The sequence below is a fragment of the Clostridium sp. NSJ-49 genome (genome assembly GCF_014287725.1).
Taxonomy (GTDB): Bacteria; Bacillota; Clostridia; order Clostridiales; family Clostridiaceae; genus Clostridium; species Clostridium disporicum_B.
Genome location: NZ_JACOOP010000007.1, coordinates 1 through 26,301 on the forward strand (window position 1 = coordinate 1; position 26,301 = coordinate 26,301).

General features: G+C 29.2%; 22 protein-coding genes. 15 read left to right on the forward strand and 7 right to left on the reverse strand.

Annotated elements, in window-relative coordinates:
• Positions 1–279: 279 nt before the first annotated feature.
• Positions 280–1,311, reverse strand: coding sequence for a hypothetical protein (locus tag H8S10_RS03660; RefSeq protein ID WP_186837944.1), 1,032 nt, complete (start codon positions 1,309–1,311; stop codon positions 280–282).
• A gap of 159 nt (positions 1,312–1,470) precedes the next feature.
• Here H8S10_RS03660 and H8S10_RS03665 point away from each other — a divergent pair, with 159 nt between their 5' ends.
• A complete protein-coding gene (locus H8S10_RS03665) occupies positions 1,471–2,031 on the forward strand; it encodes a hypothetical protein (protein WP_186837945.1) in 561 nt (186 codons plus the stop codon).
• Between the two features lie 255 nt (positions 2,032–2,286).
• Entirely contained in the window at positions 2,287–3,156 is an 870-nt protein-coding gene (locus H8S10_RS03670; RefSeq protein ID WP_055263952.1) for an ATP-binding protein, read from the forward strand.
• 239 nt (positions 3,157–3,395) lie between these two features.
• On the opposite strand, the gene H8S10_RS03675 is transcribed toward H8S10_RS03670, so the two are convergent.
• Entirely contained in the window at positions 3,396–5,264 is a 1,869-nt protein-coding gene (locus H8S10_RS03675) for a carbohydrate-binding domain-containing protein (protein ID WP_186837946.1), read from the reverse strand.
• Positions 5,265–5,553: 289 nt separating this feature from the next.
• Here H8S10_RS03675 and H8S10_RS03680 point away from each other — a divergent pair, with 289 nt between their 5' ends.
• Both H8S10_RS03680 and H8S10_RS03685 read left to right on the forward strand, forming a co-directional pair.
• Positions 5,554–6,306 (forward strand): polyphosphate polymerase domain-containing protein, encoded by a 753-nt coding sequence (locus H8S10_RS03680; protein ID WP_186837947.1) that lies wholly within the window; start codon positions 5,554–5,556, stop codon positions 6,304–6,306.
• Positions 6,300–6,989, forward strand: coding sequence for a DUF4956 domain-containing protein (locus tag H8S10_RS03685; protein ID WP_186837948.1), 690 nt, complete (start codon positions 6,300–6,302; stop codon positions 6,987–6,989). Before H8S10_RS03680 ends, H8S10_RS03685 begins: the two co-directional genes overlap by 7 nt.
• Before the next feature lie 55 nt (positions 6,990–7,044).
• Here the strand turns inward: H8S10_RS03685 and H8S10_RS03690 are convergent, their stop codons facing one another.
• Complete coding sequence (locus H8S10_RS03690) at positions 7,045–7,485, reverse strand: MarR family transcriptional regulator (protein WP_055263956.1); 441 nt, start codon at positions 7,483–7,485, stop codon at positions 7,045–7,047.
• Positions 7,486–7,673: 188 nt separating this feature from the next.
• Here H8S10_RS03690 and H8S10_RS03695 point away from each other — a divergent pair, with 188 nt between their 5' ends.
• The 3 genes from H8S10_RS03695 (at position 7,674) to H8S10_RS03705 (ending at position 12,794) form a co-directional block, all read left to right on the forward strand.
• Positions 7,674–9,944, forward strand: coding sequence for an ABC transporter ATP-binding protein (locus tag H8S10_RS03695; protein ID WP_186837949.1), 2,271 nt, complete (start codon positions 7,674–7,676; stop codon positions 9,942–9,944).
• Complete coding sequence (locus H8S10_RS03700; RefSeq protein WP_186837950.1) at positions 9,937–11,772, forward strand: ABC transporter ATP-binding protein; 1,836 nt, start codon at positions 9,937–9,939, stop codon at positions 11,770–11,772. The genes H8S10_RS03695 and H8S10_RS03700 overlap by 8 nt, the downstream gene beginning before the upstream one ends.
• A gap of 218 nt (positions 11,773–11,990) precedes the next feature.
• Entirely contained in the window at positions 11,991–12,794 is an 804-nt protein-coding gene (locus tag H8S10_RS03705) for a putative ABC transporter permease (RefSeq protein WP_186837951.1), read from the forward strand.
• 77 nt (positions 12,795–12,871) lie between these two features.
• Here the strand turns inward: H8S10_RS03705 and H8S10_RS03710 are convergent, their stop codons facing one another.
• The gene (locus H8S10_RS03710; protein WP_055263964.1) at positions 12,872–13,618 is read right to left on the reverse strand and encodes an FAD-binding oxidoreductase; all 747 of its coding nucleotides are present in this window, start codon (positions 13,616–13,618) and stop codon (positions 12,872–12,874) included.
• Between the two features lie 265 nt (positions 13,619–13,883).
• Between H8S10_RS03710 and H8S10_RS03715 the strand changes: the two genes are divergently transcribed.
• The 5 genes from H8S10_RS03715 to H8S10_RS03735 all read left to right on the forward strand — a co-directional run bounded on the left by H8S10_RS03715 (position 13,884) and on the right by H8S10_RS03735 (position 17,747).
• Positions 13,884–14,477 carry a GNAT family N-acetyltransferase gene (locus H8S10_RS03715; protein WP_055263966.1) on the forward strand — a complete coding sequence of 198 codons (594 nt, stop codon included), beginning with the start codon at positions 13,884–13,886 and terminating at the stop codon, positions 14,475–14,477.
• A 216-nt stretch (positions 14,478–14,693) separates the two neighbouring features.
• Positions 14,694–15,098, forward strand: a complete 405-nt coding sequence (locus tag H8S10_RS03720) for a GntR family transcriptional regulator (RefSeq protein WP_341379900.1) — start codon at positions 14,694–14,696, stop codon at positions 15,096–15,098.
• A 3-nt stretch (positions 15,099–15,101) separates the two neighbouring features.
• Positions 15,102–16,487, forward strand: coding sequence for a PH domain-containing protein (locus tag H8S10_RS03725; protein WP_186837952.1), 1,386 nt, complete (start codon positions 15,102–15,104; stop codon positions 16,485–16,487).
• A gap of 80 nt (positions 16,488–16,567) precedes the next feature.
• Positions 16,568–17,371, forward strand: coding sequence for a YhfC family glutamic-type intramembrane protease (locus tag H8S10_RS03730; RefSeq protein ID WP_186837953.1), 804 nt, complete (start codon positions 16,568–16,570; stop codon positions 17,369–17,371).
• On the forward strand, positions 17,355–17,747 hold the full coding sequence (locus tag H8S10_RS03735) for a DUF3887 domain-containing protein (RefSeq protein WP_186837954.1): 393 nt from the start codon (positions 17,355–17,357) through the stop codon (positions 17,745–17,747). Before H8S10_RS03730 ends, H8S10_RS03735 begins: the two co-directional genes overlap by 17 nt.
• Before the next feature lie 119 nt (positions 17,748–17,866).
• Here the strand turns inward: H8S10_RS03735 and H8S10_RS03740 are convergent, their stop codons facing one another.
• On the reverse strand, positions 17,867–19,654 hold the full coding sequence (locus H8S10_RS03740; RefSeq protein ID WP_186837955.1) for an FAD-dependent oxidoreductase: 1,788 nt from the start codon (positions 19,652–19,654) through the stop codon (positions 17,867–17,869).
• A 213-nt stretch (positions 19,655–19,867) separates the two neighbouring features.
• On the opposite strand from H8S10_RS03740, the gene H8S10_RS03745 reads away from it, so the two are divergent.
• On the forward strand, positions 19,868–20,899 hold the full coding sequence (locus H8S10_RS03745) for a MerR family transcriptional regulator (RefSeq protein ID WP_186837956.1): 1,032 nt from the start codon (positions 19,868–19,870) through the stop codon (positions 20,897–20,899).
• A gap of 353 nt (positions 20,900–21,252) precedes the next feature.
• On the opposite strand, the gene aspD is transcribed toward H8S10_RS03745, so the two are convergent.
• Positions 21,253–22,887, reverse strand: coding sequence for an aspartate 4-decarboxylase (gene aspD, locus H8S10_RS03750; protein WP_186838003.1), 1,635 nt, complete (start codon positions 22,885–22,887; stop codon positions 21,253–21,255).
• A gap of 217 nt (positions 22,888–23,104) precedes the next feature.
• Here aspD and H8S10_RS03755 point away from each other — a divergent pair, with 217 nt between their 5' ends.
• Together H8S10_RS03755 and H8S10_RS03760 are read left to right on the forward strand one after the other, a co-directional pair.
• Positions 23,105–23,665 carry a zinc dependent phospholipase C family protein gene (locus H8S10_RS03755; RefSeq protein WP_186837957.1) on the forward strand — a complete coding sequence of 187 codons (561 nt, stop codon included), beginning with the start codon at positions 23,105–23,107 and terminating at the stop codon, positions 23,663–23,665.
• Between the two features lie 155 nt (positions 23,666–23,820).
• Complete coding sequence (locus tag H8S10_RS03760; protein WP_186837958.1) at positions 23,821–24,567, forward strand: sulfite exporter TauE/SafE family protein; 747 nt, start codon at positions 23,821–23,823, stop codon at positions 24,565–24,567.
• A 47-nt stretch (positions 24,568–24,614) separates the two neighbouring features.
• Here the strand turns inward: H8S10_RS03760 and H8S10_RS03765 are convergent, their stop codons facing one another.
• Positions 24,615–26,180, reverse strand: coding sequence for a ClC family H(+)/Cl(-) exchange transporter (locus tag H8S10_RS03765; RefSeq protein ID WP_186837959.1), 1,566 nt, complete (start codon positions 26,178–26,180; stop codon positions 24,615–24,617).
• Between the last annotated feature and the right edge of the window lie 121 nt (positions 26,181–26,301).

Here is a 26,301-nt window from a genome sequence, read left to right on the forward strand (position 1 = left end):
AGAAATGGTATATTATTGCATGAAAAGAAAATAGCGTAAAGGTATATTTTTACAGAGAATAGGAGGCTTATAACCTCCTATTTGTCGTGTCAAAAAACTTGTTCATTTAGAAATAATTTCATATAAATATATGAATAAAAAATAAAAAGACCGTCTACTGAAATGATTTTAAAAATCATTTCAGAGACAGCCCCTTTTAATTTACTTAGAAATATAAATTTAAAAGTAAGAGAATTTTTTATGAAAAATAGATATTAGCTTTTCTCTTTTAACTCTTAACTAAAGAGTTCTCCACCTATCAGAGTTTTTTTCTCGTCTTATAGTATATTTAATATATTTAGATATTTCTGAATAGCCAGGAATTTTTTTGATACACACTGAGAATTTAGCAGAGAAAGCCTTTAAAGCAGTAGGAATTGCCTTTAAAGCTGTATTAAATAACTCTAATGGATTAAGATACTTATCCTTCTCTCTCATCATATTTAATGTATCAACAGCAGCTTCAGAACATTCGTCAACTATATTATTTATACTTTCTTTTATTGACTCATCAAAATCAGAAGGATAAGATACTTCAAGTACTATTCTATAAGATGTTACCCTTGTTTTTTTACAAGGAATTTTACTTTGAACACTATTGCCCTCAACTACACCAATTGTCTCAACTAAATAATCGTCTTTAGTTTCAGGAATATCAATATATGCTAGAGTCTTACTGTAAATTTCTCGTACATCAGATAAAGAAAATTCTTGCTTGGTTGCTTCATATTCAACTTCTGAGCCTCTAGTTAAATCGGAAGTTTCGTAATTATAATTTTCTTCTGCTCTATAACAAATAAATGAATCTATTCTTCTTAAATCAACACCGAAATATACCCAACTTCGACCTAGCCATCTAAATCCTGATACAGAACGACTATCAACATTTAATAAATAACACCAATAACTTCTACTATTAGTTTCCCAGATATATGTGAATTTATAAAGACAAAAACTTATAGAACCTGGACTGACAGCTTTGGTAGATAATCCGTCTTTTTCCCCTTTTTTATCTCCAGAACCGGATAATTTTTGAACTCCTTTATCATTTTTACTAGGTATATAATTTGGAGGACCACCCTGTGGACCACCAGAATTTACAGGAGAACCAGGTGGAGGGGGTGTATTTCCCGGGAAAAAAGGTATGTTTGGCATTGGGAAAAAAGGAGGACCTTGTCTATATTCCTCTTCATATGGAACAAGAGTAAACTCGAAGTTTATATAATCAGAGTTATCATCTTTGGATTCATAGTATTTTCTATCTTCTTTCATTGCAGACTCCTAATAAATTTATCCATAGTTATTATATTAAATAGAGAGGGTTTTGTGACAAAATTGAACTCTATATATAGGTTAATAAAAATTAAATATTACTATGAAACTGTATATGATAAAATTATATAATAAGATATTATGAAAGAGGGATTTGAGATGGAAAGAAGTATTAGAGAGTTTATAGGGATTACTATAATTATTGTTATTTTATTTTTTGCTATGTCTGGAATATCGTCTTTAGGAAAAAATGAGATTGATCCTGAGACCATTGGAAAATTTAAAATTTATTCTAAAGATATAAATACTGATAAAGAGATAATAGTTGAAGAGTTTGGCTTTTATAAAGATGTAGATACTATAGAAAAAAGATTGAAGATAATTGCAAGTAAGTTGTCAGATAGTGAGTTTAAAATGTTGCCAATAGAGCTTATAGGTATTGAAGAGATAGATGGTAAAATTATAGCTACATTTAATCTAAAAGAGAATGAAGAAAATTTAAATGAATCAGACTGGACTAAATATTCAGAACCTAGTTGGTCTAAGAATTTCTTTCAAGGGTCAGCAGGTGGAAGTTGGACTTGTTATACATTACAAACAACTATGCTTCAACCAGAGTATGATGGTAAATGGATAGATGGGGTAAGATTTTTATATAACGGAGAAGAAAATAAAAATTTTCAACATATTGAAGGTTTAGATCAAATAAAGTATAGATAGTTTATTTGATAGAAATAAATAAGTCAGCTTTTATATAAATAGTGATTGAAGTATATTAAGTTGATTTTATATTGCAATTAGAGTAAAATTGTTATGACTAAAGTAAACTCCTTCTTTGAAGGAATGCACTCAGTGTAACTTCAAGTTACAAAATCTAAGATTTTGACTTTTAGTTAAGTCTGATATTTATAACTTTACTTAAAAGAGATTACTTTATTTTAAGATAAAATGAAAATATACTTATGAGGTGATTAGATGAGCGGTATTGCTGGAAGTGGTTGTGAAAGAATAATACCTGAGGAAGAAAGAAAATCTCTTGAGGAGATTGAGAGAAGTATTATTAAAAGATATAGAAAAGGAATTTGGTCTAAGTTTATAAAGGCAATAAAAGACTATAATCTTGTAGAAGATGGTGATAAAATAGCTGTTGCTATATCAGGAGGGAAAGACTCTTTACTTATGGCAAAGTTATTCCAAGAGCTTCATAAACATAGTCAAGTTAAATTTGATTTAGAGTTTATAGCTATGGATCCAGGATACCATCCACAAATAAGAGAATTATTAGAGGAAAACTGTAAGCATTTAAATATTCCAGTTAATATTTATGAGACTAAGATATTTGACATAATAGATGAAAAGGCTAAGGAATATCCATGCTACCTTTGTGCAAGAATGAGAAGAGGTTCTTTATATGCAAAGGCTAGAGAAATGGGATGTAATAAGCTTGCTTTAGGACATCATTATAATGATGTAATTGAAACTACTATGTTAAATGTGCTTTATGCAGGAAACTTTAAGACTATGCTTCCAAAGTTAAAGGCTGATAATTTCCCAGATATGGAACTTATAAGACCTCTTTATTATGTTGAAGAAGAATATATAAAGAGATTTATAAGATATACAGGTTTATGGCCATTAAACTGTGCATGTATGGTTGCAGCTAAAAAGGTTGGAAATAAGAGGCATGAAATTAAAGATCTTATAGCTAAGCTAAAAGAAAACTTTAATGATGTAGATAAATCTATATTTAAAGCAGCAGCTAACGTAAATATGAACTCTATCTTAGGATGGGAAAAAGATGGAGAGAAGTATTCGTTTTTAGATATATATGACGGAGAAGAATAAATAAAGTGCGAAGCACTTTGGTGAAAAGTTTGACTTTGTCAAAGGGGAAAAGTCAACTAAAGTTGAGGGGAAAACATTGCCTATGGCAATAGGGAAAATATCTCTAACGAAATGAAATACTTTTTCTGCTACTACAGTAGCGTTTTCACCTTAACATAGTTAAATTTTCTCTGCTACGTAGTAGCCTTTTCACTTCGACGAAGTCGACTTTTAACTTGCGCACTTAGTGCGCACTTTTTTTATGGTCTTGGGGTACGGTTTCCACCCATACCTCCGCCACCAGGCATTCCACCATTCATGCTTCCTCCTTCTGAAGCACCAGATGAAGTGACACTCATAACAGAGCTAGATAGAATGAAATTTGTAAGCTTTGAACCACCACTATAATTTCCATTTTCATATAGTCCATCAATATCTCCTGAGCTATAGTTTCCACCAGTAGAAACTGTGTAAGTATTTCCAGTTTGAAGTTCAGGAGTAGAGATTATTATAGAACTAAATGTTTTTGATGGTGCAAAGGTGATAATCTCATTGCCAGATTCATCAGTTACATTAACTAAAGTATTAGCTATTCCATTTGTAAATATATTAATAGAAGCTTGAGTAGAAGATGAACTTGGAGATTGGGCCATACCAGAGCTTCCAGCTGCTATAAATGTTCCACCAGTTATATTAAATGTAGTATCATAATCTAAAGCACCATTTCCACTATTTTCAGGACCATTAACAATAACAGTTCCACCAGACATTTCAATTGAACCGTTAGAATCAACACCATCTCCAGCAGCATCTACATACAGATATCCACCAGTTATATTTATTACACCAGTAGAAGAACTGAATCCGTTTTGTCCTGGTCTACCATTAGTTGAAGAGCCATCATTTCCACCAGCAGCATTTAAGCCGTCATCGCTAGCTACTAGTCTGATATTACCATCATTTATATTTATAGTAGAACTTTCAATACCTTCATAAGATTTTGATATATCTATATTTCCACCATTAATATCAAGTAATGTATCAGAATGTATACCATCATCACCTGAAGCTAAAATTATATCTCCTCCATTTATAGTAATGCTATCATTACTATGGATTGAATCATCAGAAGAATCTATAGTAATATTTCCTCCATCTATAGTAATATTAGTTACTGCTTTGATACCTTTAGCACTTGATGAAGAGTCAGTATCTGAGCTTGAAGTTGTAGCACCCCATTGTCCCCATGGATTCATCCTATCATTATTAGTTTTAGTACTAGCATTAGCACTTCCACCACCTGAAGATATTGTAATATTACCATCTAATACTGTTACATTGCTCTCAGCCTGAATTCCATCACAACCTGCAGTTATATTTAATGTTCCAGACTCTATTGATATATAGCCTTTTGTCGTATCTTCTGTATTAGTAGATTTTAATCCATCGCCTTGAGCGTTGACAATTATATTTCCGCCTTTAATAGTAATAGAATCTTTACCTCTAATCCCATCATCTGCAGAATTAACAGTTATATTTCCACCAGTGATTTTTAAGTCGTCTTTACTAGTTATTCCGTCATTATAATTAGCATTTACAGTTAAAGAACCTTCACCCTTTATTGTTAAGTCATCTTTACTGAATATTGCAGAATTAGGCTCATCTGAAGTCGCATCTTGAAGAACATAATTTTCTCCATCAGTTATAGTATTTGTAGTACCTTCAGGTAAAACGATTATTGCATTTTCAGCAGCCTTTACATATATTGGGGCACTATTGGTACAAGTTAAATCTACATTATTAAGCACAAGATAAACATTATTTAAATCAGGACTGTCAACTATTATTTGTCCATCGCTTAAGCTTCCATTGATAGAATAAGTACCTCCAGCTGTTATTGTAACTTTATTATTAGATACAGTGGCACCAGTTCCATCAACTGAGATACTATTTCCTAAAGTAATAGTTGCATCTACTGGCCCCATTTCATCTGAAGTATCAGTAGTAGCTACTGTTGAAGTTATAGTGTTAGAAGTTTCGGTATTATTAGATGTAGCACTTTGTGAACAGGAAACTATTGTTAAACATAGTGCTGTTACTGTAAGCATTGCAATAAATTTTCTTTTCATAATATTTTCCTCCAAAATAAGTTTAATAAATAATTTCTTTTAAATGAAATTATTTAATTTACATTTAAATAATTGAAGTTATTTCTGAAACTTAAAATAAGCAATATGTTTCAGAGGTAATAATTATTTAATACTTAAATTATAAAAAATTAACCTTAAAGAAACCTTAACAGATAAAATCCTTTTATTAAGTGAAAGTTAAAAAAATATTTTTAAGTTAAGCTTCGGTTAAGGTTTCGTTCTTATAATAAAAGCAAATGAACTATTAAACGAAAGGAGACTACGTGGTATGGCAATAAAATCATTTAAAAGATATGAAAAAAAATTTTTAATAAATAAAGAACAATATGATAATTTGATTCCGATATTACTTAAATATATGGATTATGATGAGTATTGCAAAGATGGAAGGAATTATAGCATTTATAATTTATATTATGATACTGAAAACGATGATGTAATAAGACATTCGATTTATAAGCCTTATTATAAAGAGAAACTTAGGTTAAGAAGTTATAGAACCCCAAAAACTTTAGAAGATAAGGTGTTTTTAGAACTTAAAAAGAAAATAAATGGAATAGTTAATAAAAGAAGAGTAGTAATGACATTAGGAGCAGCATATGACTTCTTAGAATCAGGAAAGAGACCTCAGACAGAGGATTATATAAATAATCAAGTTTTAAATGAAATAGAATATTATCTAAAAAACAATCCAGTATATCCCAAGGTATATATAGGTTATAGTAGAAAAGCTCTTTTTGGAAAAGAAGATAGGGATTTTAGAGTTACCTTTGATTCAGAGATTATGGCTAGAAGAGATGATTTATCATTAGAAAGTGGAAGTTATGGTAATGAATTATTAGAGGATAATATGTATTTGATGGAAGTGAAAATATTAGGTGCAATGCCTTTATGGTTTGCCAATATACTTTCAGAATTAGAGATATATAATACGCATTTTTCAAAATATGGAGATGAGTATGTTAAATATACTTTAGAAAGACAAAATAGTGATCTAAGAAGGAGAGAGAAAATATGTTAGAAAAATTAATGACATCAATCAACAGTGGAACATTTACACTAAACAATGTTCTAATAGTAATAGCCACGGCTATAGTATTAGGGTTAGTTATTAGTCTAACCTATATAAAAACACATAAAAAAGAAGGATATGTACCAAGCTTCACAGTTACATTAATAATGCTTCCAGTAATAATTGCTATTATAATTCTTTTAGTTGGAAACAATGTAGCAAGAGCATTTAGTTTAGCTGGAGCATTTTCAATTATACGTTTTAGAAGTGCACCTGGAGATCCAAAGGATTTATCATATGTATTTTTTACTCTAGCAGTTGGGCTTGCAACTGGAATGGGCTTCGTAGGATATGCTGTAATATTCACAATAATTCTTTGTCTATTAATGATTATTATAGAAGTAACAAAATTTGCAGTTCCAAAAAGTAAAGCATTAGAACTAAAAATTACTGTTCCTGAAAATTTAAATTATGAAGGGATTTTTGATGAAATATTAAACAAATATACAATTAGTTGGAATTTATCTAGAGTTAGAACAAGAGATTTTGGAGCTTTATTTGAATTAAGATATAAGCTTAATGTTAAACAAGAATGTGATACTAAAAAGTTTATAGACGAATTAAGATGTCGTAATGGAAATCTTAACATATCTCTTACAAGTGATTTTGTGGATGAGAGAGTATATTCATAAGTAAAGTTTTATATTATAAAGAGCTAGGGCTGCTTATAAATGCAGCACTAGCTTTTTAAATTTTAAGCAATATTTTTTGCATTTTTTTAACTGACTCTTCTAATTCTTTTAAATCATCATCAGACAAAGGTGATATTTTTTTTATTAAGTTAGATTTTACTCTTTGTTCTCGTTCTTTTAAAAAGTTACAAGCTGCCTCAGTAGCCTGAATTCGTATAACTCTTCTATCATTAGGGTCTTGGAATCTATTTATTAAACCTTCACTAACTAACTTATCAATAATAGGTGTCATATTAGGTTTAGATATAGATAAATCATTTCCAATTTGAGATATAGCGCGAGGTCCATTATGAATTAAATAAAATAGAGCTTTTACATGAGATGGTGGTAAGTTACAGTTTTTCAACATTTCTTCATGGTTAAATATCCTTTTATTTAGAGATAATAGTAACATATATAAATCATTTGAAATATTATTTAAATTAGTGTTATCCATTTTTGCCTCCTTAGAGAATTCTTTAGTATTATTATAATTCAATTGATAAAAATATACAAGAAAATAGTTATAGAAATATAACTATTATAAAAATATAATTATATTTCCATAAAAGTTATTGACATATAATAGTTATAAAAATATAATTATTTTATGTTAAAAAATAGTTTGTAAAGGAGATAGAGTAAATGAAGAAGATTATAAAGCACTTAAAGCCTTTTGTTGGAGCAATATTTATTTCTTTTGTATTGCTTTTTGTTCAAGCTATCTGTGATCTTTCTCTTCCAGATTATATGAGTAATATAGTTAATGTTGGTATTCAACAAGGTGGGGTAGACAATGCAGTACCAGAAATAATAAGAGCTTCTGAATTTGATAAATTATTAATTTTCATTAAAGATGAAGATAAAAGTTTAGTTAAGGATAGCTATAATTTATTAGATAAAAGTACTTTATCAGTAGATGAATATGATAAGTATGTAAAAAAATATCCTGAGTTAGCAAATGAAAATCTTTATAAGTTAGATACAAAGAATAAAGAGGATATAAAAAATTTAAATACTGTTATGGGAAAAGCTATAATGGTAACTATGATGTTTGAAAACCAAGGAAATGAATCTATGCTTAATAATATGGCAGGAAATAATACAGATTCAAATCAGATTACTGGAGCATTAAGCCAGATGCCTGAAGGAACAGATGTATTTCAAATGTTATCAATTATGCCTAAAGAACAATTAGATAGTATGTTGTCTCAAGTTGATGAAAAGATATCAGCTGTATCAGATAGCATGATTACTCAAGCAGCAACTACATATATAAAATCTGAATATAATGCTATAGGAATAAATACAGATAAATTACAATCAAACTACATTATTATAGCTGGAGCTAAGATGTTAGGAATAGCATTAATCAGTATGATAGCTACAGTTATAGTAGGATTTATAGCAGCTAGAATTGCAGCAGCATTAGGAAAAAATTTAAGAAAAGATGTATTTACAAGTGTTGTTGGATTCTCAAATAATGAATTTGATCATTTCTCAACAGCATCACTTATTACAAGAAGTACTAATGATATTCAACAGATACAAACGCTTGTAGTAATGCTAATAAGAGTTGTATTTTATGCACCTATATTAGGAGCAGGAGGAATTTTAAAGGTTATTGGAACTAGAACTAATATGGGTTGGATTATTGGAATAGCTGTTTTATCACTATTAACAGTAGTTTCAGTTTTATTTGGATTAGCTATGCCTAAGTTTAAGGTTGTTCAAAAACTTGTAGATAAAGTTAACCTTGTAACTAGAGAATCTTTAACTGGTATGCTTGTAATTAGAGCGTTTAGTACTCAAAAGTACGAGGAAAAGAAATTTGATAATGCAAATAGAGACTTAACAAAAACAAATCTTTTTGTTACTAGAATTACATCTATGATGATGCCAATTATGATGTTGATAATGAATTCTATTTCATTATTAATAGTATGGATAGGAGCTCATAGAATAAATGATGGATTGCTTCAAGTTGGAGATATGATGGCATTTATTCAATATACAATGCAAATTATAATGGCATTTTTAATGATTTCTATGATTTCAGTTATTCTACCAAGAGCTGCTGCATCAGTACAACGTATAGCAGAAGTATTATCAGCAGATGTTTCTATTAAGGATATAGAAAATCCTAAGAGCTTTAATGAAGATCAAAAAGGTATAGTAGAATTTAAGAATGTAAGCTTCAGATATCCAGGTGCAGAAGAAAATGTATTAGAAAATATAAGTTTTATTGCAAAGCCAGGAGAAACTACTGCTTTTATAGGAAGTACAGGAAGTGGTAAATCAACTCTTATTAATCTAATACCTCGTTTCTATGATGCAACTGAAGGTGAAATACTTATTGATGGAACAAATATAAAAGAAGTAAGTCAACATGATTTAAGAGACAAAATTGGATATGTCCCTCAAAAAGGAATGCTTTTCTCTGGAACTATAGAAAGCAACTTAAAGTATGGAGATGAAAATTTATCTGAAGAGGGAATGGTTAAAGCTGCAAATATTGCACAAGCTATGGAGTTTATTTCAAGCAAAGAAAAAGGATTTGAAACTGAAATAGCTCAAGGTGGTACTAACGTTTCAGGTGGGCAAAAACAAAGATTATCTATTGCTCGTGCTCTAGCTAAGAGTCCAGAAATATTTATATTTGACGATAGTTTTTCAGCTCTAGACTTTAAAACTGATGCAACTTTAAGAAAAGCTCTTAAGAGTGAGATATCTGGAAGTACAATGCTTATAGTTGCACAAAGAATTAGTACAATTATGAATGCAGAACAAATTATTGTACTTGATGAAGGAAAAGTAGTAGGAAAAGGAACTCATAGCGAGCTTATGAAAAACTGTGAAGTTTACAATCAAATAGCTTTATCACAACTTTCAAAGGAGGAGCTAGAGAATGAGTAATCATAAAAAAGGTCCAATGGGTGGACATGGAATGAGAAAAGTTGAAAAAGCTAAAGATTTTAAAGGTACAATGAAAAAGCTTTTAAGTTATCTTAAGCCATATTCTTTATCTATAATATTTGTATTTATATTTGCTGTTGCGTCAGCTACATTTTCAATAGTTGGACCTAAAATATTAGGAAATGTTACAACAGAGATTTTTACAGGACTTATGGAAAATGTTCAGGGAATAACAGGTGGAGGAATTGATTTTACTTCTATAGGTAGAACAATACTTTTACTATTAGGTTTATACTTAATAAGTGCTTTATTCTCATTTATACAAAGCTTTATTATGACAGGTGTATCTCAAAAAGTATCTTATAATATGAGAAAAGATATATCTGAAAAGATTAATAGAATGCCACTTAAGTATTTTGATACAAAGACTCATGGTGAAGTTTTATCAAGAGTTACTAATGATGTTGATACAGTAAGCCAAACTTTAAATCAAAGCTTATCACAAATATTAACTTCTATAACAACTCTTATTGGTGTACTTATAATGATGCTATCAATAAGTGGAACTATGACATTAGTAGCACTTCTTATAATGCCACTATCAGTAGGGCTTATAGTTGGAGTAGTTAAGAAGTCACAAAAATATTTTAAAGACCAACAAAAGTTTTTAGGTAGCGTTAATGGGCAGGTAGAAGAAATATATTCAGGACATAATATAATGAAAGCATTTAATGGAGAAGAACGTGCTATAAGAGAATTTGACGAATTAAATGAAGAATTATATAACAGTGCTTGGAAATCTCAGTTTTTATCAGGAATGATGATGCCTATTATGAGCTTTATTGGTAATTTAGGATATGTAGTAGTTTCTATATTAGGTGGATGGTTGACTATTAAAAATAGAATAGAGGTTGGAGATATTCAAGCTTTTATTCAATATATAAGAAGTTTTAACCAACCAATAGCGCAAACAGCTCAGATAGCAAATGTATTTCAATCTACAGCAGCTGCTGCTGAAAGAGTATTTGAATTCTTAGGTGAAGAAGAAGAAACTAAGGATCCTGTATCTCCAGTTTCAACTGAAGAAATAGAAGGAGAAGTTGACTTTGAGCATGTTCATTTTGGATATAATGAAGATAAGATTATAATAAATGACTTTAATGCTAAGATTAAGCCAGGACAAAGAGTAGCTATAGTTGGACCTACAGGTGCTGGTAAGACTACAATAGTTAAATTGTTAATGAGATTCTATGACGTAAATGATGGCGCAATTTTAATAGATGGTCATGATATCAGAGAGTTTAATCGTGGAGAGTTAAGAAGTTTATTTGGTATGGTGCTTCAAGATACTTGGCTATTTAATGGTTCAATAATGGAAAATATCCGTTATAGTAAATTAGATGCTACTGATGAGGAAGTAATAGAAGCAGCTAAGGCTGCTCATGTTCATAGATTTGTTAAGACATTACCAGATGGATATAATATGGTTCTTAATGAAGAAGCAAGTAACGTATCACAGGGTCAAAAGCAATTATTAACTATTGCTAGAGCTATTTTAGCAGATCCGAAGATATTAATACTTGATGAAGCTACAAGCTCAGTTGATACTCGTACAGAAGTATTAATTCAAAAAGCTATGGATAATTTAATGCATGGTAGAACAAGTTTTATAATTGCTCATAGATTATCTACAATTAGAGATGCTGACTTAATCCTTGTTATGAAAGATGGAGACATTGTAGAGCAAGGAAACCACGAAGAGTTATTAGCTAAGAAAGGATTCTACGCAAATCTATACAATAGCCAATTCGAAGAAGTAGAAGCGTAAGTGAGCCTCCAAATCTTAGATTTGGCAAGGCGAACTTACTCATTCAAATGTATTTGAGTAGCGTGTTTCCTTTAGTAACAGTAAAATTATAGAGAAACTCCCTAAAGGGGAGTTTTTTCTTTTAAAGTGATTTGATTAAGAATTAAATTAAAAAGTTAATAATAAGAATATATTAGGCAGTTAATGGATTAATATGTTAACTTGAGGGGGCTGTTAGTATGTATACACTTATTAAATTTATTTTATACTTTTTAATATATAGTTTTTTAGGATGGGTATGTGAAACTATATATTGCTCTATACTTGATAGAAAATTTGTTAATAGAGGATTTTTAAATGGACCTGTATGTCCTGTATATGGTTTTGGGGCATTATTAGTTATAGCTTTATTAAATAAATATAGAGGAGATATTTTTGCTATATTTTTCTTAGGGATGATAGTTACATCTGTTGTTGAGTATATAACTGCTGTAATATTGGAGACAGCATTCCAAACAAAATGGTGGGATTATTCTAAACATAAATTTAATATTCATGGTAGAGTATGTCTTTTAAACTCAACACTTTTTGGATTATTGTCAGTAGTGCTTATAGAAGTAATAAATGTTAGAATTACTACAGTAGTAAATAGTATACCAAAGATGGTTAATGTAGTTTTAGCATGTGTAGCAATGATTATATTTTTATTAGATTTTATTACTACATTAATTGCTATGATTAAGTTAAATAAAAAATTGAATGACTTAATCCAAGTTTTAATAGAGCTAAAGAGTATGAATATTAAATTAAAAGAGTTAAATGAGCATGAATTTGAAGAGGTTATAAAAATGCTTAAAGATAAAAATGAATCAACATATGTAATAGATCAATTAACAAAAATTTATGATAGATATAAAAAGTTAAACGTTAGATCAATATTACAAAGAAGGATACTTAAAGCATTTCCCAATATAGAGCATAAAAAGTATAAAGAACAGTTTATTGGATTAAAAGAAATTATTAATAAAAAGATAAAAAAATAAGTAGCAAAATATTTTGTGAAATTAATTATTAGAAAATAAAGAACTCCCATTTGGGAGTTTTTTATTTGCAGAATATATTATTTATTGGAGAAAAGTTCATAATGAATTCTAGTAGTCGGAACTCCTAATTTTAATAAAGAATTTTCTAATGCTTTCATAAATGGAGGAGGACCACAGAAATAAAAATCAGAGTTCAAATCTACATTGTTTTCCAAATAATCTTTGCTAACATATCCTGAATAATCATAATCTATACCTAGTTTATCATTTTCTAAAGGTTTAGAGTAAAAAATAGTATTTTTTATACCTCGTACTTTTGCTATAGAAGCAATATCATCTTTAAAAGGATGAATTGTGGAATTTTGAACTGCTTGAATAAAATGAATATTATTTCTAGCAGAAGATTCTTCATATAGCATTGATAATAGAGGAGTAATACCAATTCCTGCAGATATTAAAACTAGAGGAGTATTTTTTGAAGAATTGCTTATTGTGAATAAGCCAGTTGGCACCATAGCTTCTATTGAATCGCCAACCTTAAGATTTTCATGTAAATAAGTACTTATTAAACCACCGTCAATTTTTTTAACACTAATTCTATATAGTTCATCATTTGGAAACATTGATAAACTATAAGTTCTAATAATATCTTTATATTTAGGGTCATTAGTTTTTATCTTAAAAGGTAAAAATTGACCTGCTTTATGCTTTACAAGTTTACCACCATCTTTTGATTTAAAATAGAAAGAAATTATTTCTGGGCACACTTCAACTTTATCTACTAAGATAAGTTCTCTAAAACCATTCCAAGAACCGTTAATCATATAAAAACCTCCTTTAATTTTATTATTAATTAATAATAATTATCTACTAATAATAAGCAAAAGTCAATATAATGTGAAAAAATATTCCATAAAGTGGATTAAAGGTATCTAGTATTTGTACATTTATATTAATAATATTTAGAAATAAGAATAAAAAGATAACACAAAAGTACAAACTTATTGGACCATAAAGCCTTAATTTTAAGATTGAGTAAGACTATACTATTAACAAATATAAAAGATTAAAAAGAAGGAAGGATAATTTATGAACAACTTAAATTTAAGAGATGCCTCAGAATGTGATGCCCCCATTATAGCCGAGCTAGTTTATGTTACGGAAGATGATCCACATCATGAATGGGGTGAAGGCAGTAAAGAGGAAATTCTAGACAGGATTGGTTATTTAGTAAAGGTAGAAGGATCAAGATACTATTATAAGAATATAAAGGTAGCTGAGTTAGATGGTAAACCTTGTGGAGTTATAATATTATTAAAAAGTGATGATATACCAAGGCTAGACATTACTACAAGTATAAAATTATTTTTGTCTATAAAAGGAGTAATAAGAAAAATTAAATTTATAAAGGATATTATTTTAGCTTCTAGATTAGACGAATGTGGAGAACACGAAATATATGTAGCTAATCTTGCAACTAATGAAGAGGTAAGAGGAAAAGGTATCGGAAAATCCCTTATGATTTTAGCAGAGAAAATGGCTAAGGAACAAGGGTATGAAAGATGTTCATTATTAGCAAAAGATAAGAGTCTTATAAAATTTTATTCTAAGTTAGATTATAAATTAGAAAAAGAAGAAAGATATTTTTCACACAACTTATATCGAATGGTTAAGGTGATTTAATAATAAAATTTATGTTATTTTATAATGTATCATATCAATATAAAGAAATAAAAGAGTTTTTTATTTTTAAATAATATATAGAAAGAAGATGAAATTATAAATATTAATTCATATATATATTAGGTATATTTCTTTGGGAAATTATTGAGAAATATATTTACAAGTTTGTATACCTTGTATTACTATTAGTAATACAAAGTATACAAAGGATAGGTGATGTTTTTGATTTTAAAATTAGATATGACAAGTAGTATTCCTATATATGTTCAGCTTAGAAATCAGATAGTGATGGGAATTGGAAGAGGGGAGTTAGAAATAGGGCAAGGTCTTCCTACTGTAAGACAAATGGCTGATGATATTGGGGTAAATATGATGACAGTAAATAAAGCCTATAATATTTTAAAAGCTGAAGGATATATTGAAATCGATAGAAGACATGGAGCTAAAGTTAATCCAGCTTTAGATACTAGTAAGGAGTTTAAGGAAAAAGTAGAGCAGGAACTTGAACTTATAATTGCTGAATCAGCTATTAAGGGAATTGATTATAAAGAATTTATGAAAATGTGTGAAGATATTTTTAATAATATGAATGGGTTAAAGATAGTGGGTAATGAGGGGTAGAATATGATATTTGATTTAATATTAGGATCAGCTATTTTAGTGGCATTAATAGCATTTTATTTTGAAAACAATACGGCAACGAAAGCTAAAAATGGTGTTTTGCTTGGAGTAACTTTACCTTATTCTGAAATTAAAAATAAAGATGTATTACAGATTGTAGAAGAATATAAAAAGGGTAATAAGATATTTGCTTTAATAGGTATTATAGTATTTTTTCCTATTGTTCTTATAAAGTATCCATCACTTAAAATGATATATTTGTTTATATGGATATTTTTTATGGAACTATTAAGTTATAAATTATTTGATAAGTATAATAAGAGACTAAAAATTTTGAAGATAGAAAATAAATGGTTCATTTCACAAACTAGACTCTTGACTATAGATACGGAAGTTGCAAGGCTTAAAGATAAAATGCCGGTTTCAGCATTGTGGTTTATTCCGAGTATAATCATATCTCTTATTCCAATAGCTATTGTTGTTATAAATAAAAATTTTAGTTTTGGACTTTTAATATCAGCATCAACAGGATTTATTGGAACTGTAATATTTATAATAGTTTATAGAGTATATTGTAAGAAACCAACAGAGATTTATAGTGAAGATTCAAAGGTTAATATAGCTTATAACTTAATTTATAAGAGAATGTGGACAATGGGAACTGTTGTTGCTGCTACAGTTCAAAGTATAGGAATGTTATTCATATTTTTACCAATGACTTTAAATAGTAATAGCACTATATTGCTTATATTATCAGCAATAGTGCCTGCTACAATTATATTTGTAGGGATTTATTATATTAATAATAAAGTAACAGAAGAGCAAAATAGATTAATAAATACAAGTAATAATCCTATTTATGTGGATAATGATGAATATTGGTTTAGAGATATATATAACAATCCTAATGATAGAAGATATATAGTAGAACCTAGAGTGGGATATAAAATGACGTATAACTTAGGGACTAAAAAAGGTAGAAGAATATTCTACGGAATGTATATTTTCGTAGCTATATTATTAGTTGGAATATCTATTATGACTTTACGTTTAGATTTTAGCAAGATGAAGATAGTTATTAATAATGAAGTAGTTAAAATTGAAACTCCAAGTTATGGCTTTGATTTTAATATAGATCAAATTGAAGAAGTTAAGATGGTAGATAGCATTAAGGTGAACATAAGAACAAATGGAGCAGCTACAGATAAATACTCTATAGGATATTTTGATGTAGAAGGTTATGGAAATTGTAGACTGTATATATATGATAAAAAGAATCCATATATCATGGTTAAAGTAAAGGATGAAGGATATATTTTTATAGCTGGGACAAGCAAAGAAGAAACAGAGAGATATTATGAAGAATTTATAAAAAATGTTATTCGTTAAAGTTCACAACTTATTTATATATTTTGTAGTATGTAAATCCAAACTTGAATAATATTTATTAAGGGGGAGAGGTGAGGGGGATGAATTATTTATCACTAATAATATGTTTTATTGTAAATATAATTATATCTATTGGAATTCCTTTGGGGATATTAATTTATTTTGCAATAAAGAAAAAGCAATTTGTAAAGCCTTTTTTAGTAGGGGCATTGGTATTTTTAGTTTCTCAGGTAGTATTAAGAATACCACTTCTAAATGGAGTGGTAGCTAAAACTGATTGGTTTTATAATATGTCAGTACTAAATCCAATATTGTATGCTGTATTTTTAGGGTTAACGGCAGGAATATTTGAGGAAGTAGGAAGGTTCATCGGTTTTGAAATTGGACTTAAGAAAAATAGGAGATGGTATGATGGAATAGCTTTTGGATTAGGACATGGAGGGATTGAAGCAATTCTATTTGCAGGAATATCAAGTATACAAAATTTATATGTAATATTTAGTTTGAATAACGGAACATTTAATTCATCATTAGTTGGAGCAAGTGAAGAGACTGTAAGAGGAATATTTGATTCAACTAGCAGTATTATGGTTTTATATGGGGGGATAGAGAGAATATCAGCAATTATAATGCATATTGGATTTACAATGCTTGTATTGTATGGAATAAATAAGGGGAAAAAAGCTTTATATTTACTTTGGGCTATATTAGCCCATGGAGTAGTGGACACTACAGTTGTAGTAGTACAACAGGCGGGAGCAAGTATACATATGGTTGAACTAATATGTATTGTATTTGCGATTATACTGTTGTTTGGCACTATTAAGGTTAAAGGTAGATTTGATAATTTTAAAGGGGTTGAAGAGAATGAAAAAGTTTATTAAAGTATTATCAATTATGTTATGCTTATTTATGTTTGTTAGTTGTAGCGCTGGAAAATTAAGTGATGCTTATAATGAAGATGAAGTTAAAGCAGCAGCTGAAGAGGTAATTAATGAATTAAATGATAAAAACTATGATGGGATTTTAGAAGATAGTAGTGATGAATTGAAAATTTCATTACCAGATAATAAGCTACAAGAAACATGGGAAGGGTTTAGTAAAGATATAGGAAAGTTTAATTCTATATCAAATATGACTTTAGCTGAAAAGAACGGATATGCAGTTGCTATAACAAATGTTAAATATGATAATAAAAAGGTTACATTTACATTATCATTTAATAAAGAGATGAAGCTAGCAGGAATATATATGAAATAATAAAGTAGTCCAGTAGATATCTTAAGGTTAATATAAAAGTAACCACCTAGGCAATGGTATAATACCAAAACTAGGTGGTTTTTTTATAATGAAAATATTTTTAGGGCAATTTAATTTAATTAGTTTGCTTTAGCTTCGTTAGCTGCATTTTCACCAGCAACTCTTCCGTAGTAAGAACCAGCAGAGATTGCAACACCACATCCTGGGTATTCAGTACCGAATAATCCTTCAAATGCAGTTTCTCCAGCAGCGTATAATCCTTTGATTGGAGTGTTGTTAGCATCTAAAACTCTTGATTCAACGTCTGTAACTATACCACCAAATGTAACTGTAACAGCTGGGTTAAGTTTTATAGCATAGTATTTGTCGCCTTTGATTGGGTACATTTTATCAGCTGGTTTTCCGAAATCTTCGTCAACACCTTTTTCACATAATTCATTGTATCTATCAACAGTTGCTTGTAATGTAGCTGGATCAACTTCGATTAGTTTAGCTAACTCTTCTATAGAATCAGCACTTACAGTTGATTCTAAACTCATTCCGTATTGAACTGTAGGAGTTGGATCATTGCTTGTTGCAATATAGTATCCTAAAGAACTATTTTCTTTACGCATTGCATCACCAACATGATATTGGTAAGTATATTCATTTACAAATCTCTTACCATCTTCAGTAACAATAAGACCTGATTCTTCGTTTATACCAACACCGCAAGTGTAGCTTACATAAACAGTTTGAGTAGATGGACTATTGAATATTTGAGCTCCAACAGCTTCTGCCATTGTTATACCGTCACCAACGTTACCTGTAGGAACTTGAGTTGAATATCCAGTTGTGAAATCAGCATATCTAGCCATCATTTCTTTATTTTGTGCATAACCACCAGTTGCAATAATAACTGATTTAGCATTAACAGTTACTGTGCTACCATCTTTAGCTAAACCTTTAACACCAACGATTTCGTTATTATCATTAGTTAATAATTCGTTAGCAGTTACGTTGTAAAGTATATCACCATCTAATTCGTTGTACTTATTCATCATTGGAACGATAATTTGTCCACCGTGACCATCAGTCATACCGCCACCACCAAGAGTGTTATGAACTCTGTAAGGTGTTAATGAAGAGTGGATTGGTTCAACGTCTTGAACTTGAACACCCATATCTGTCATCCAGTTGTATGTGTCTAAAGAGTTATCAACAAATCCGTGTAATTTTTCATCATCTATTAAATCGCCACCTACTTCTTTTAGGTAGTCAAACATTAATTCATTTGAATCTTCGATTCCTTCAGCCTTTTGGATGTCAGTTCCGTTAGCCATAAGCTTACCACCAGATCTAGTAGTAGCACCTCCAACTATACCTTGTTTTTCAAGTATTAAAACATCAGCTCCGTTTGCTGCTGCTTCGATAGCTGCAGATATACCTGCAACACCAGCACCAACTACAACAACATCAACATCATAAGTTTGATCTTCAGCTTTAGTAGTTTCTGGTTTTGCTGATAAGTTTTCAACAGTTCCACCAGCTTGAACTACTGTATCTTTTACAGCGTTTAATATAAATGTAGTAGTTAAAGTCGCTCCTGTAACTGAATCAACATCTACACTTTGAGTTTCAACTATTTTATTTGGTATAGTTTCAATTGGAGTTGTTTCCATTCCGTATCCGATACCAAAAGTTTCTCCGTGGCTTACAACTTTAACATCTGTTATTGAACTTTCATCAAAAGTTACATCTACTACCATTTCAGAACCATGCATTCCTTGTGTAGTAGCAGTATAAACACCTGGAGTATATTTGTTTGAACCTTTGCTAGTAGCTCCATCGTTACTATTACTAGAACAACCAGTAACTGTAGAAGCAAGAACTAAAGACGTTAATAATAAACATAAAGCTCTTTTCATTTTTATTTCCCCCTAAATCGTTAAAAAAATATTGTTTTTTATTTCACAATAATCTTATCAGATACCCTAAGAGGAATGTCAAATATATTTTTTTGCGACAAAATAAGGGCATATCCAAGGAAAAGTATAGATTATTTTTTAACAAAGTGTTAATATTTAAGAAAACATATACAAAAAGTGTTACCTTAGGGTACTGTTTTGGAGGGGAAAATTTTGAAATTACAAAAAGTTTTAGAATTGACTAAATTAAGTAAAAAAGCGGTATATTTTTATATAAAGGAAGAACTTATAGAGCCAACTAAAAATATTGATAATGGGTATTACGAATTTTCAGAAGAAGATTTAAGAAAATTACAAATTATCATTTCCCTTAGAAATATTGGTATGTCTATACAAGATATTAAAGATATATTTCTTTATCCAACATTAACTAACTTCTTTATTCATAGACAAATAAATAATCTTAAAAAAAGTCTATATGATAATTTAAGTCAGTTACAAGCTAGCTATCAGTTAATTGAAGATATACCAGCTAATGCAACACCTAAAAATCTTGAAATACCTTTAGATATATTAGAAAGACAAAAAATATCAAATGATTTATTTCTTGAAAAATATTTTCCTAATGTAGACTCTAGAATGATAGCAATATTATTATGTGCACCATTTACAGATATAGAATCTAGTGAATATCATAACTTTTTGTGGGAAAAAATTTCAAATGAACTTGAATTACAATTAGAAAATAACTTAAGCTATCTTAAAAAGTTAATTTATTTATTAACACCAGAACAGATAGAGAGAATTTCTATAGAACAATATAAGTTCAGTAAAAAAATAGCTAATATAACTGAAGAGGAGTTTTATATTTATGAAGAGGAACTTTATAATAAGTGCTTAGAGCTAATCAATAATGTAGAACTTCAAAACTATTGGAAATTAGTATACGATCCTATTTTAATGCCTACATTACATTTCTTCATAAATAGGGGTAGTAAATTATTAGGTGAATATAACCCTATATTTAAAAGGTATTGTGATAATATAGATAAAATAGCACAAGATGTATATATGAGAATTAAAGAAGAGAATATTTTAGATAAACTAAATTTAGCTTTAGATAATAAGTTTAATATTGAAATGTTTAATCATTCTCAGCTTATATGTATATATACATTTACAGATAGTATGTTTACTCAAGTAAAACTAGAGGCACTAAAAGAGTTGCTTAATGAGGAAAAGTAGAAGGATGTTGTTCTCAAAGCTCACTGGTGAAAGGTCGACTTCGACGAGGGGAAAAGGCTGTTAAGGCAGCGGGAAAAGGTTAACTAAAGTTAAGGGGAAAATTCGACTTGGTCGAGGTGAAAAGTTAACTAAAGTTAAGGGGAAAAGGCTACTATCGTAGCGGTGAAAAGTACTAATACTGAGATACTCTTCACTATTGCCAACAGCAATGTTTTACCAGGCACGAAGTGACCTTTTCCCATCAGCGTCAGCTGGCTTTTCTCCTTTGACGAAGTCAAACTTTTCCCTATTGCCACAGGCAATCTTTTCATCTTTGCGAAGCAAACTTTTCACCAAAGTGCTTCGCACTTTATTTAAATAGATATTTTAATTGATTTTGTTAAGGTATATTTAGTTGCTAAATTGTCTAGCATTTGATTTATTGAACTACCAATTATGTAGTATGAATCATCGTTAAGGTTAGCTAATGATACTCTTAATGACCATTCTGAAGAAGCAAATCCATCCCCATTTAGTAATATGATAGAGAAGTTATTAGCTAAAGTATAAATTATGTCTAATGGTCTATAATTAGCCTCTAAATATTCTGCAAAGCCATTATCGTATTTTTCTCTTGCTAAATCTAATAAGTTAAGTTCTGTATAGTAAGCAGCATCATGTGGTTGATTTCTTAATTCTAACTCAAGCCCATCAAATAGAAGCTTTTTACGATTTTTACATATCTCCTTAGTTAAGCTTTTATAGTTGTTATTTGTATCTATTAAAGCAAAGGCACAGAAAAATGCCATTTGAACTTGTTGAGGAGTAGAAAGTCCAGCAGTGTGATTTAAGGCAACTTGTCTACTATCAGCTACAACCCTATCAATAAAAGATATATTTTCAGGTTTTAAAGATAAGTGCATATATCTTTCATTTAATCTATCTTTAGTTTCAGCAGGTAATTCGCTTATAAGCTTATTATATATATTATCTTGACTTAACATTATAGTACCAAGTCTCCAGCCTGTTACTCCAAAGTACTTTGAAAGTGAATATACAGCTAAAGTATTATATGGTAAGTCTGAAATTATTGAAGAAAAATCATCTACAAAAGTACAATAAACATCATCAGTTATAATCATAAGATTTGTATTATGATTTTTTACAATATCAATTAGATTTTCCTTACATTCATCACTTAATGCTATTGATGCAGGGTTATTTGGATTAACTACAAATAAAACTTTTATATCTGTATTTTTTAGTTTATCTAATTCTGATTTAGGGAATTGGAAAGTAGAATATCCTTCATCATCAACTTCATTTGCATGAATGTTTATAACTTCAAAGTTATAGTGTGGTAGATGTGGGATTTCTAAATATGGAGTAAAAATTGGTGTCATTAAAGCAATTTTATCTCCAGGGTTTAAAAGTGAATTAGCTACTAGTGAATCAAAAATATAGCACATTGCAGCAGTTCCACCTTCAACAGCAAAAACATCAAATTCATTTTCGAATTTTTTATCTTGGCAAAGTTCTCTTAATAAATAGTCATGAACTATTTTTTCTATATGTACTAGCATCCTATCAGGGAATGGATAGTTATCACCAATTATCCCATCTGTAAGCTCATAAATAAAATCATCTTGGTTAAAGTCTAAAGTATTTATTCCATACTCTAATATATTTTTTAATAAATTAATACCTGGAGTAGAAGTGTTAGCGTTTAAGAACTCTTTAAATCTATCAGCAATACCTTCTTTTTGAACCATTCCAGCAAGATCGGCTTTACTCCATGTTCTTTGAGTTTCTAGAACTGCAAATTGGCCAAAAGTAAAAAATGCTTCACGGGGTGTAGCTGCTGTCCAGTTTGGATTTCCTCTACCTGCATCTAAAATCTTTTTACCATTTTTTTTAGCTATAGAAATAAGCTTGTCCTTAAATTCGAAAGGACTTATTCTTCCGTATATTCTAGAAAGTTGTTCTTTAGTTAATATTGTATCCAAAATATATATCTCCTTATATAATAATCATAGTTTAATTATTAATAATTTATTCATTTCTATATTCTATAACAAATTTAAAATAAAGTGTAGAAGAAAAAAATAAATATTAATGGCAACAATTACATTAATAAATTTTTATAAATAATTGATTTAATAGTGTATAATAAGATTATTGATATAATCAAAATTGAAACCTGCTTTGCGGGGAGGGGATTTGAAAATGTTAATTAATACGCATTTAATTATAGGTCAGTACTGTTTTAACCTATGTAACGAGAAATATGATTTAATGCTAAATAAGAGACAATTCTTATATGGATGTATTGAACCAGATCTTCACAAGAGAAAAAATAAGATAAATCATACTTATACCGTATCAAAAAAAAAGATGGCAGAGTATAAGGAAGCTATTGAAAATGGAGACATGACTATTGATGAAATTTCATTTACTTTAGGTAGAATAGCTCATTATATCGCTGATTCTTTCTGTAAGTATCATTTAGAAGAATACTATGGAAAAGATATGGGTAAACATTTTATGTATGAGATAACATTGCATAAGAAACTAAAAAATATTTTAAGATATAGAGAAGAAATTTTTGAAGATGTATTAGATGATTTAAGAAAAGATAGAGATTATTTAGAAGAGTTAACTTACAATAGAGAAGAATATGTTTCATTAGAAGAAGATTGTGTTAATGATATATATTTTACGATAAAGACTACTTGCTATCTTTTATATATGACTCAAGTATATTTTGGAAAACTTGTTATAGCATAGTTTAGAACACAAGTCATTTATATAAATGGCTTGTATTTTTTATTTATAATTAAAAATTTATACATAATATTTTAAAAAAATATTTATCTTTACAAATTTTGATGTTATACTCACTAAGGTTATATTTATTAATAGAGAAGTTTGGGGGATAAGAGATGAATTTAAGTCAAGTTATATCATTTTCTATGGTAGTAATGTGTGCATACTTTATTGAAGGTCTTATTGGCTTCGGTGGTACAATTATGGCGTTGCCTATTGCATCAGCTATAGCTGGCCTAAAAGTTACTGTACCTGTTATGACTGTAGTAGTATTAATAGCTTCTGTAGTAATAGCAATAAGAGATTTTAAGTATATTGATAAAAAGCAATTTATTAAGATAACTTCATTAATGATATTAGGACTACCTATAGGGATGTGGTTATTTTCATCATTGCCAGAGAGACCTTTAAAAATAGCTTTAGGGATATTTATGATTATTGTAGGTATAAAAGGCTTATATGATGGTAGAAAAAAAGTAGAAGAAAAAACAGAGAAAGCTAAGAGTAAGTATATAGAAATAATACATAATATTGTACTTTTCCTTGGAGGAATAGTACATGGAGCATTTACTTGTGGAGGTCCTTTTGTAGTAGTTTATGCTACAGCAAATATAAAGGATAAATCAAGCTTTAGAGCTACATTATGTGCCTTATGGGCTACATTAAATGCAATCATGCTTTCTATAAATATATTTAGAGGTGAAATAAACTCTGGAATAATGACAATGGCTTTAATTACTATGGTATTTGTAATTATAGCTATAGTAGTAAGTAATATAGTACATAAAAAAATAAAGGGAGATTCATTTACAAAGTTTGTATATGTAGCTTTATTTATTTCAGGAATATTAATGATGATGTAAAAGAGTGCTTTATAGCACTCTTTTTTTATATAATTTACATTATTATTTTAATCAGCCAAGGTTATAGAGGTTATTTGTTCGTAGATTTCAGAAGTTTTATGATCGTCTACTAGGACAATTATATAATCACCAGCAATAAGTTTTACATTACCTCTAGGTATTATTTCCCTATCACCTCTTTTTATAGCGACCAAAAGACAATCCTTTGGCCAAGAGATATCTTTTATAAGTTTATCTTCAACGGTGCTATCCATCTCAATTACAAATTCCATTAATGTTTTATCGTGTTTGTCGAGATGATTTGCTGCACCTACATTATTTAAAAATCTTTCAAGTAATTTTTCATATATTGGTTCGTTTCTTAAAATATCAGATGTTAGATAGGCTATTATTACAACTACAGCAATACTTAAGAGATTACTAAAGGAACCTGTCATTTCCATTATTAATATAATTCCAGTTATAGGAGCTTTAACTACTGCAACAAAGTAACCAGCCATAGCAAGTGTAATAAAATTAAGTACATAAATACTATTAATACCTAAATAAGTAACTGAAATATCTCCAAAGATTTTCCCAAGTAATGCTCCTAAAAGTAACATAGGTAAAAATATACCACCAGGTACCCCTGAACCAAAGCAAATAAGTAATAATAAAAATTTTATTATATACAAAATTGATAATTGAGAAATTGAATTATTAGCGTTAGCTAGGTGAACAATTATTTCATGACCTCCACCTAGAAGTATTGGACTAATTATTCCGGCGATAGCTGTTATCATAAAAGGAAACATAACCTTGAATTGAATTGGGATACTCTTGAATTTTCCATATAAATTTTGAAAAAGATAAATACCTTTACAAAATATAACTCCAAAAACACCGGTAACTATTCCCAATATAACTAATAGCCAGTAAAGATGTAAGGGTAAAGGAGTAAGTATATTAAAATTTAAAGCAGATTCCATACCAAGAAAGTTTTTTGATATAAAATCAGCGGTGAGAGAAGCAGCCATAGCAGGCAATAATACTAATGGAGAAAATGTTCTATGGACTTCTTCAAGAGCAAAGATTATTCCAGCTAATGGAGAGTTAAAAGCTGCAGATAAACCTGCTGAAGCACCGGCAGTAATTAAGAACTCTTCCTTAGCATGAAGCTTTTCAACAAATTTGTTAGCTAATCCTTCACCGATTGAAGCACCCATTTGAACTGAAGGACCTTCTCTTCCAACTGATAAACCTACAGATAGTGAAATCAATCCACCTAAAAATTTATAAACTAATATTTTAAACCAATTAACACTTATTTTATTTATAACTCTACCTTTAACTTGGGGAATACCAGAACCAGATATCATACTTTCTCTTTTAACCATGTATCCAGTTATTAAACCAAAGAAAGAAACAGTGATAAAAACTATAATTGTTTCATAGATATTATCTCGTGACTTTATATAAAAATCTTCAAAAACAGTAAAAAATTTAGATATTAATATACGATTTAATACTATTACTAGTCCAGTGATCAACCCTATTAAAATACCTTGAACAACAAGCTTAAGATGCATATTTTTTCTGTGGTTTAGTATTTCTTCAATATTCTTACTATGCATAAATATCGTACCTTTCATAACAAATAATATATAGTATTTGCAAATGAAATAATAAAATTCTAAAAGGGATTAAAATACAAATTATAGTAAAAAATAATTAGGTATACAGGTATTGGTTTAT

Bases quoted from the DNA above. Each gene is read 5' to 3' on its own strand.
- H8S10_RS03670 (WP_055263952.1), top strand. From the start codon at position 2,287: ATGAGCGGTATTGCTGGAAGTGGTTGTGAAAGAATAATACCTGAGGAA.
- H8S10_RS03660 (WP_186837944.1), bottom strand. From the start codon at position 1,311: ATGAAAGAAGATAGAAAATACTATGAATCCAAAGATGATAACTCTGAT.
- H8S10_RS03695 (WP_186837949.1), top strand. From the start codon at position 7,674: ATGAAGAAGATTATAAAGCACTTAAAGCCTTTTGTTGGAGCAATATTT.
- H8S10_RS03720 (WP_341379900.1), top strand. From the start codon at position 14,694: ATGTTTTTGATTTTAAAATTAGATATGACAAGTAGTATTCCTATATAT.
- H8S10_RS03685 (WP_186837948.1), top strand. From the start codon at position 6,300: ATGTTAGAAAAATTAATGACATCAATCAACAGTGGAACATTTACACTA.
- H8S10_RS03675 (WP_186837946.1), bottom strand. From the start codon at position 5,264: ATGAAAAGAAAATTTATTGCAATGCTTACAGTAACAGCACTATGTTTA.
- H8S10_RS03710 (WP_055263964.1), bottom strand. From the start codon at position 13,618: ATGATTAACGGTTCTTGGAATGGTTTTAGAGAACTTATCTTAGTAGAT.
- H8S10_RS03680 (WP_186837947.1), top strand. From the start codon at position 5,554: ATGGCAATAAAATCATTTAAAAGATATGAAAAAAAATTTTTAATAAAT.
- H8S10_RS03755 (WP_186837957.1), top strand. From the start codon at position 23,105: ATGTTAATTAATACGCATTTAATTATAGGTCAGTACTGTTTTAACCTA.
- H8S10_RS03700 (WP_186837950.1), top strand. From the start codon at position 9,937: ATGAGTAATCATAAAAAAGGTCCAATGGGTGGACATGGAATGAGAAAA.
- H8S10_RS03705 (WP_186837951.1), top strand. From the start codon at position 11,991: ATGTATACACTTATTAAATTTATTTTATACTTTTTAATATATAGTTTT.
- H8S10_RS03760 (WP_186837958.1), top strand. From the start codon at position 23,821: ATGAATTTAAGTCAAGTTATATCATTTTCTATGGTAGTAATGTGTGCA.
- H8S10_RS03665 (WP_186837945.1), top strand. From the start codon at position 1,471: ATGGAAAGAAGTATTAGAGAGTTTATAGGGATTACTATAATTATTGTT.
- H8S10_RS03725 (WP_186837952.1), top strand. From the start codon at position 15,102: ATGATATTTGATTTAATATTAGGATCAGCTATTTTAGTGGCATTAATA.
- H8S10_RS03690 (WP_055263956.1), bottom strand. From the start codon at position 7,485: ATGGATAACACTAATTTAAATAATATTTCAAATGATTTATATATGTTA.
- H8S10_RS03735 (WP_186837954.1), top strand. From the start codon at position 17,355: ATGAAAAAGTTTATTAAAGTATTATCAATTATGTTATGCTTATTTATG.
- H8S10_RS03765 (WP_186837959.1), bottom strand. From the start codon at position 26,180: ATGCATAGTAAGAATATTGAAGAAATACTAAACCACAGAAAAAATATG.
- H8S10_RS03730 (WP_186837953.1), top strand. From the start codon at position 16,568: ATGAATTATTTATCACTAATAATATGTTTTATTGTAAATATAATTATA.
- H8S10_RS03740 (WP_186837955.1), bottom strand. From the start codon at position 19,654: ATGAAAAGAGCTTTATGTTTATTATTAACGTCTTTAGTTCTTGCTTCT.
- H8S10_RS03715 (WP_055263966.1), top strand. From the start codon at position 13,884: ATGAACAACTTAAATTTAAGAGATGCCTCAGAATGTGATGCCCCCATT.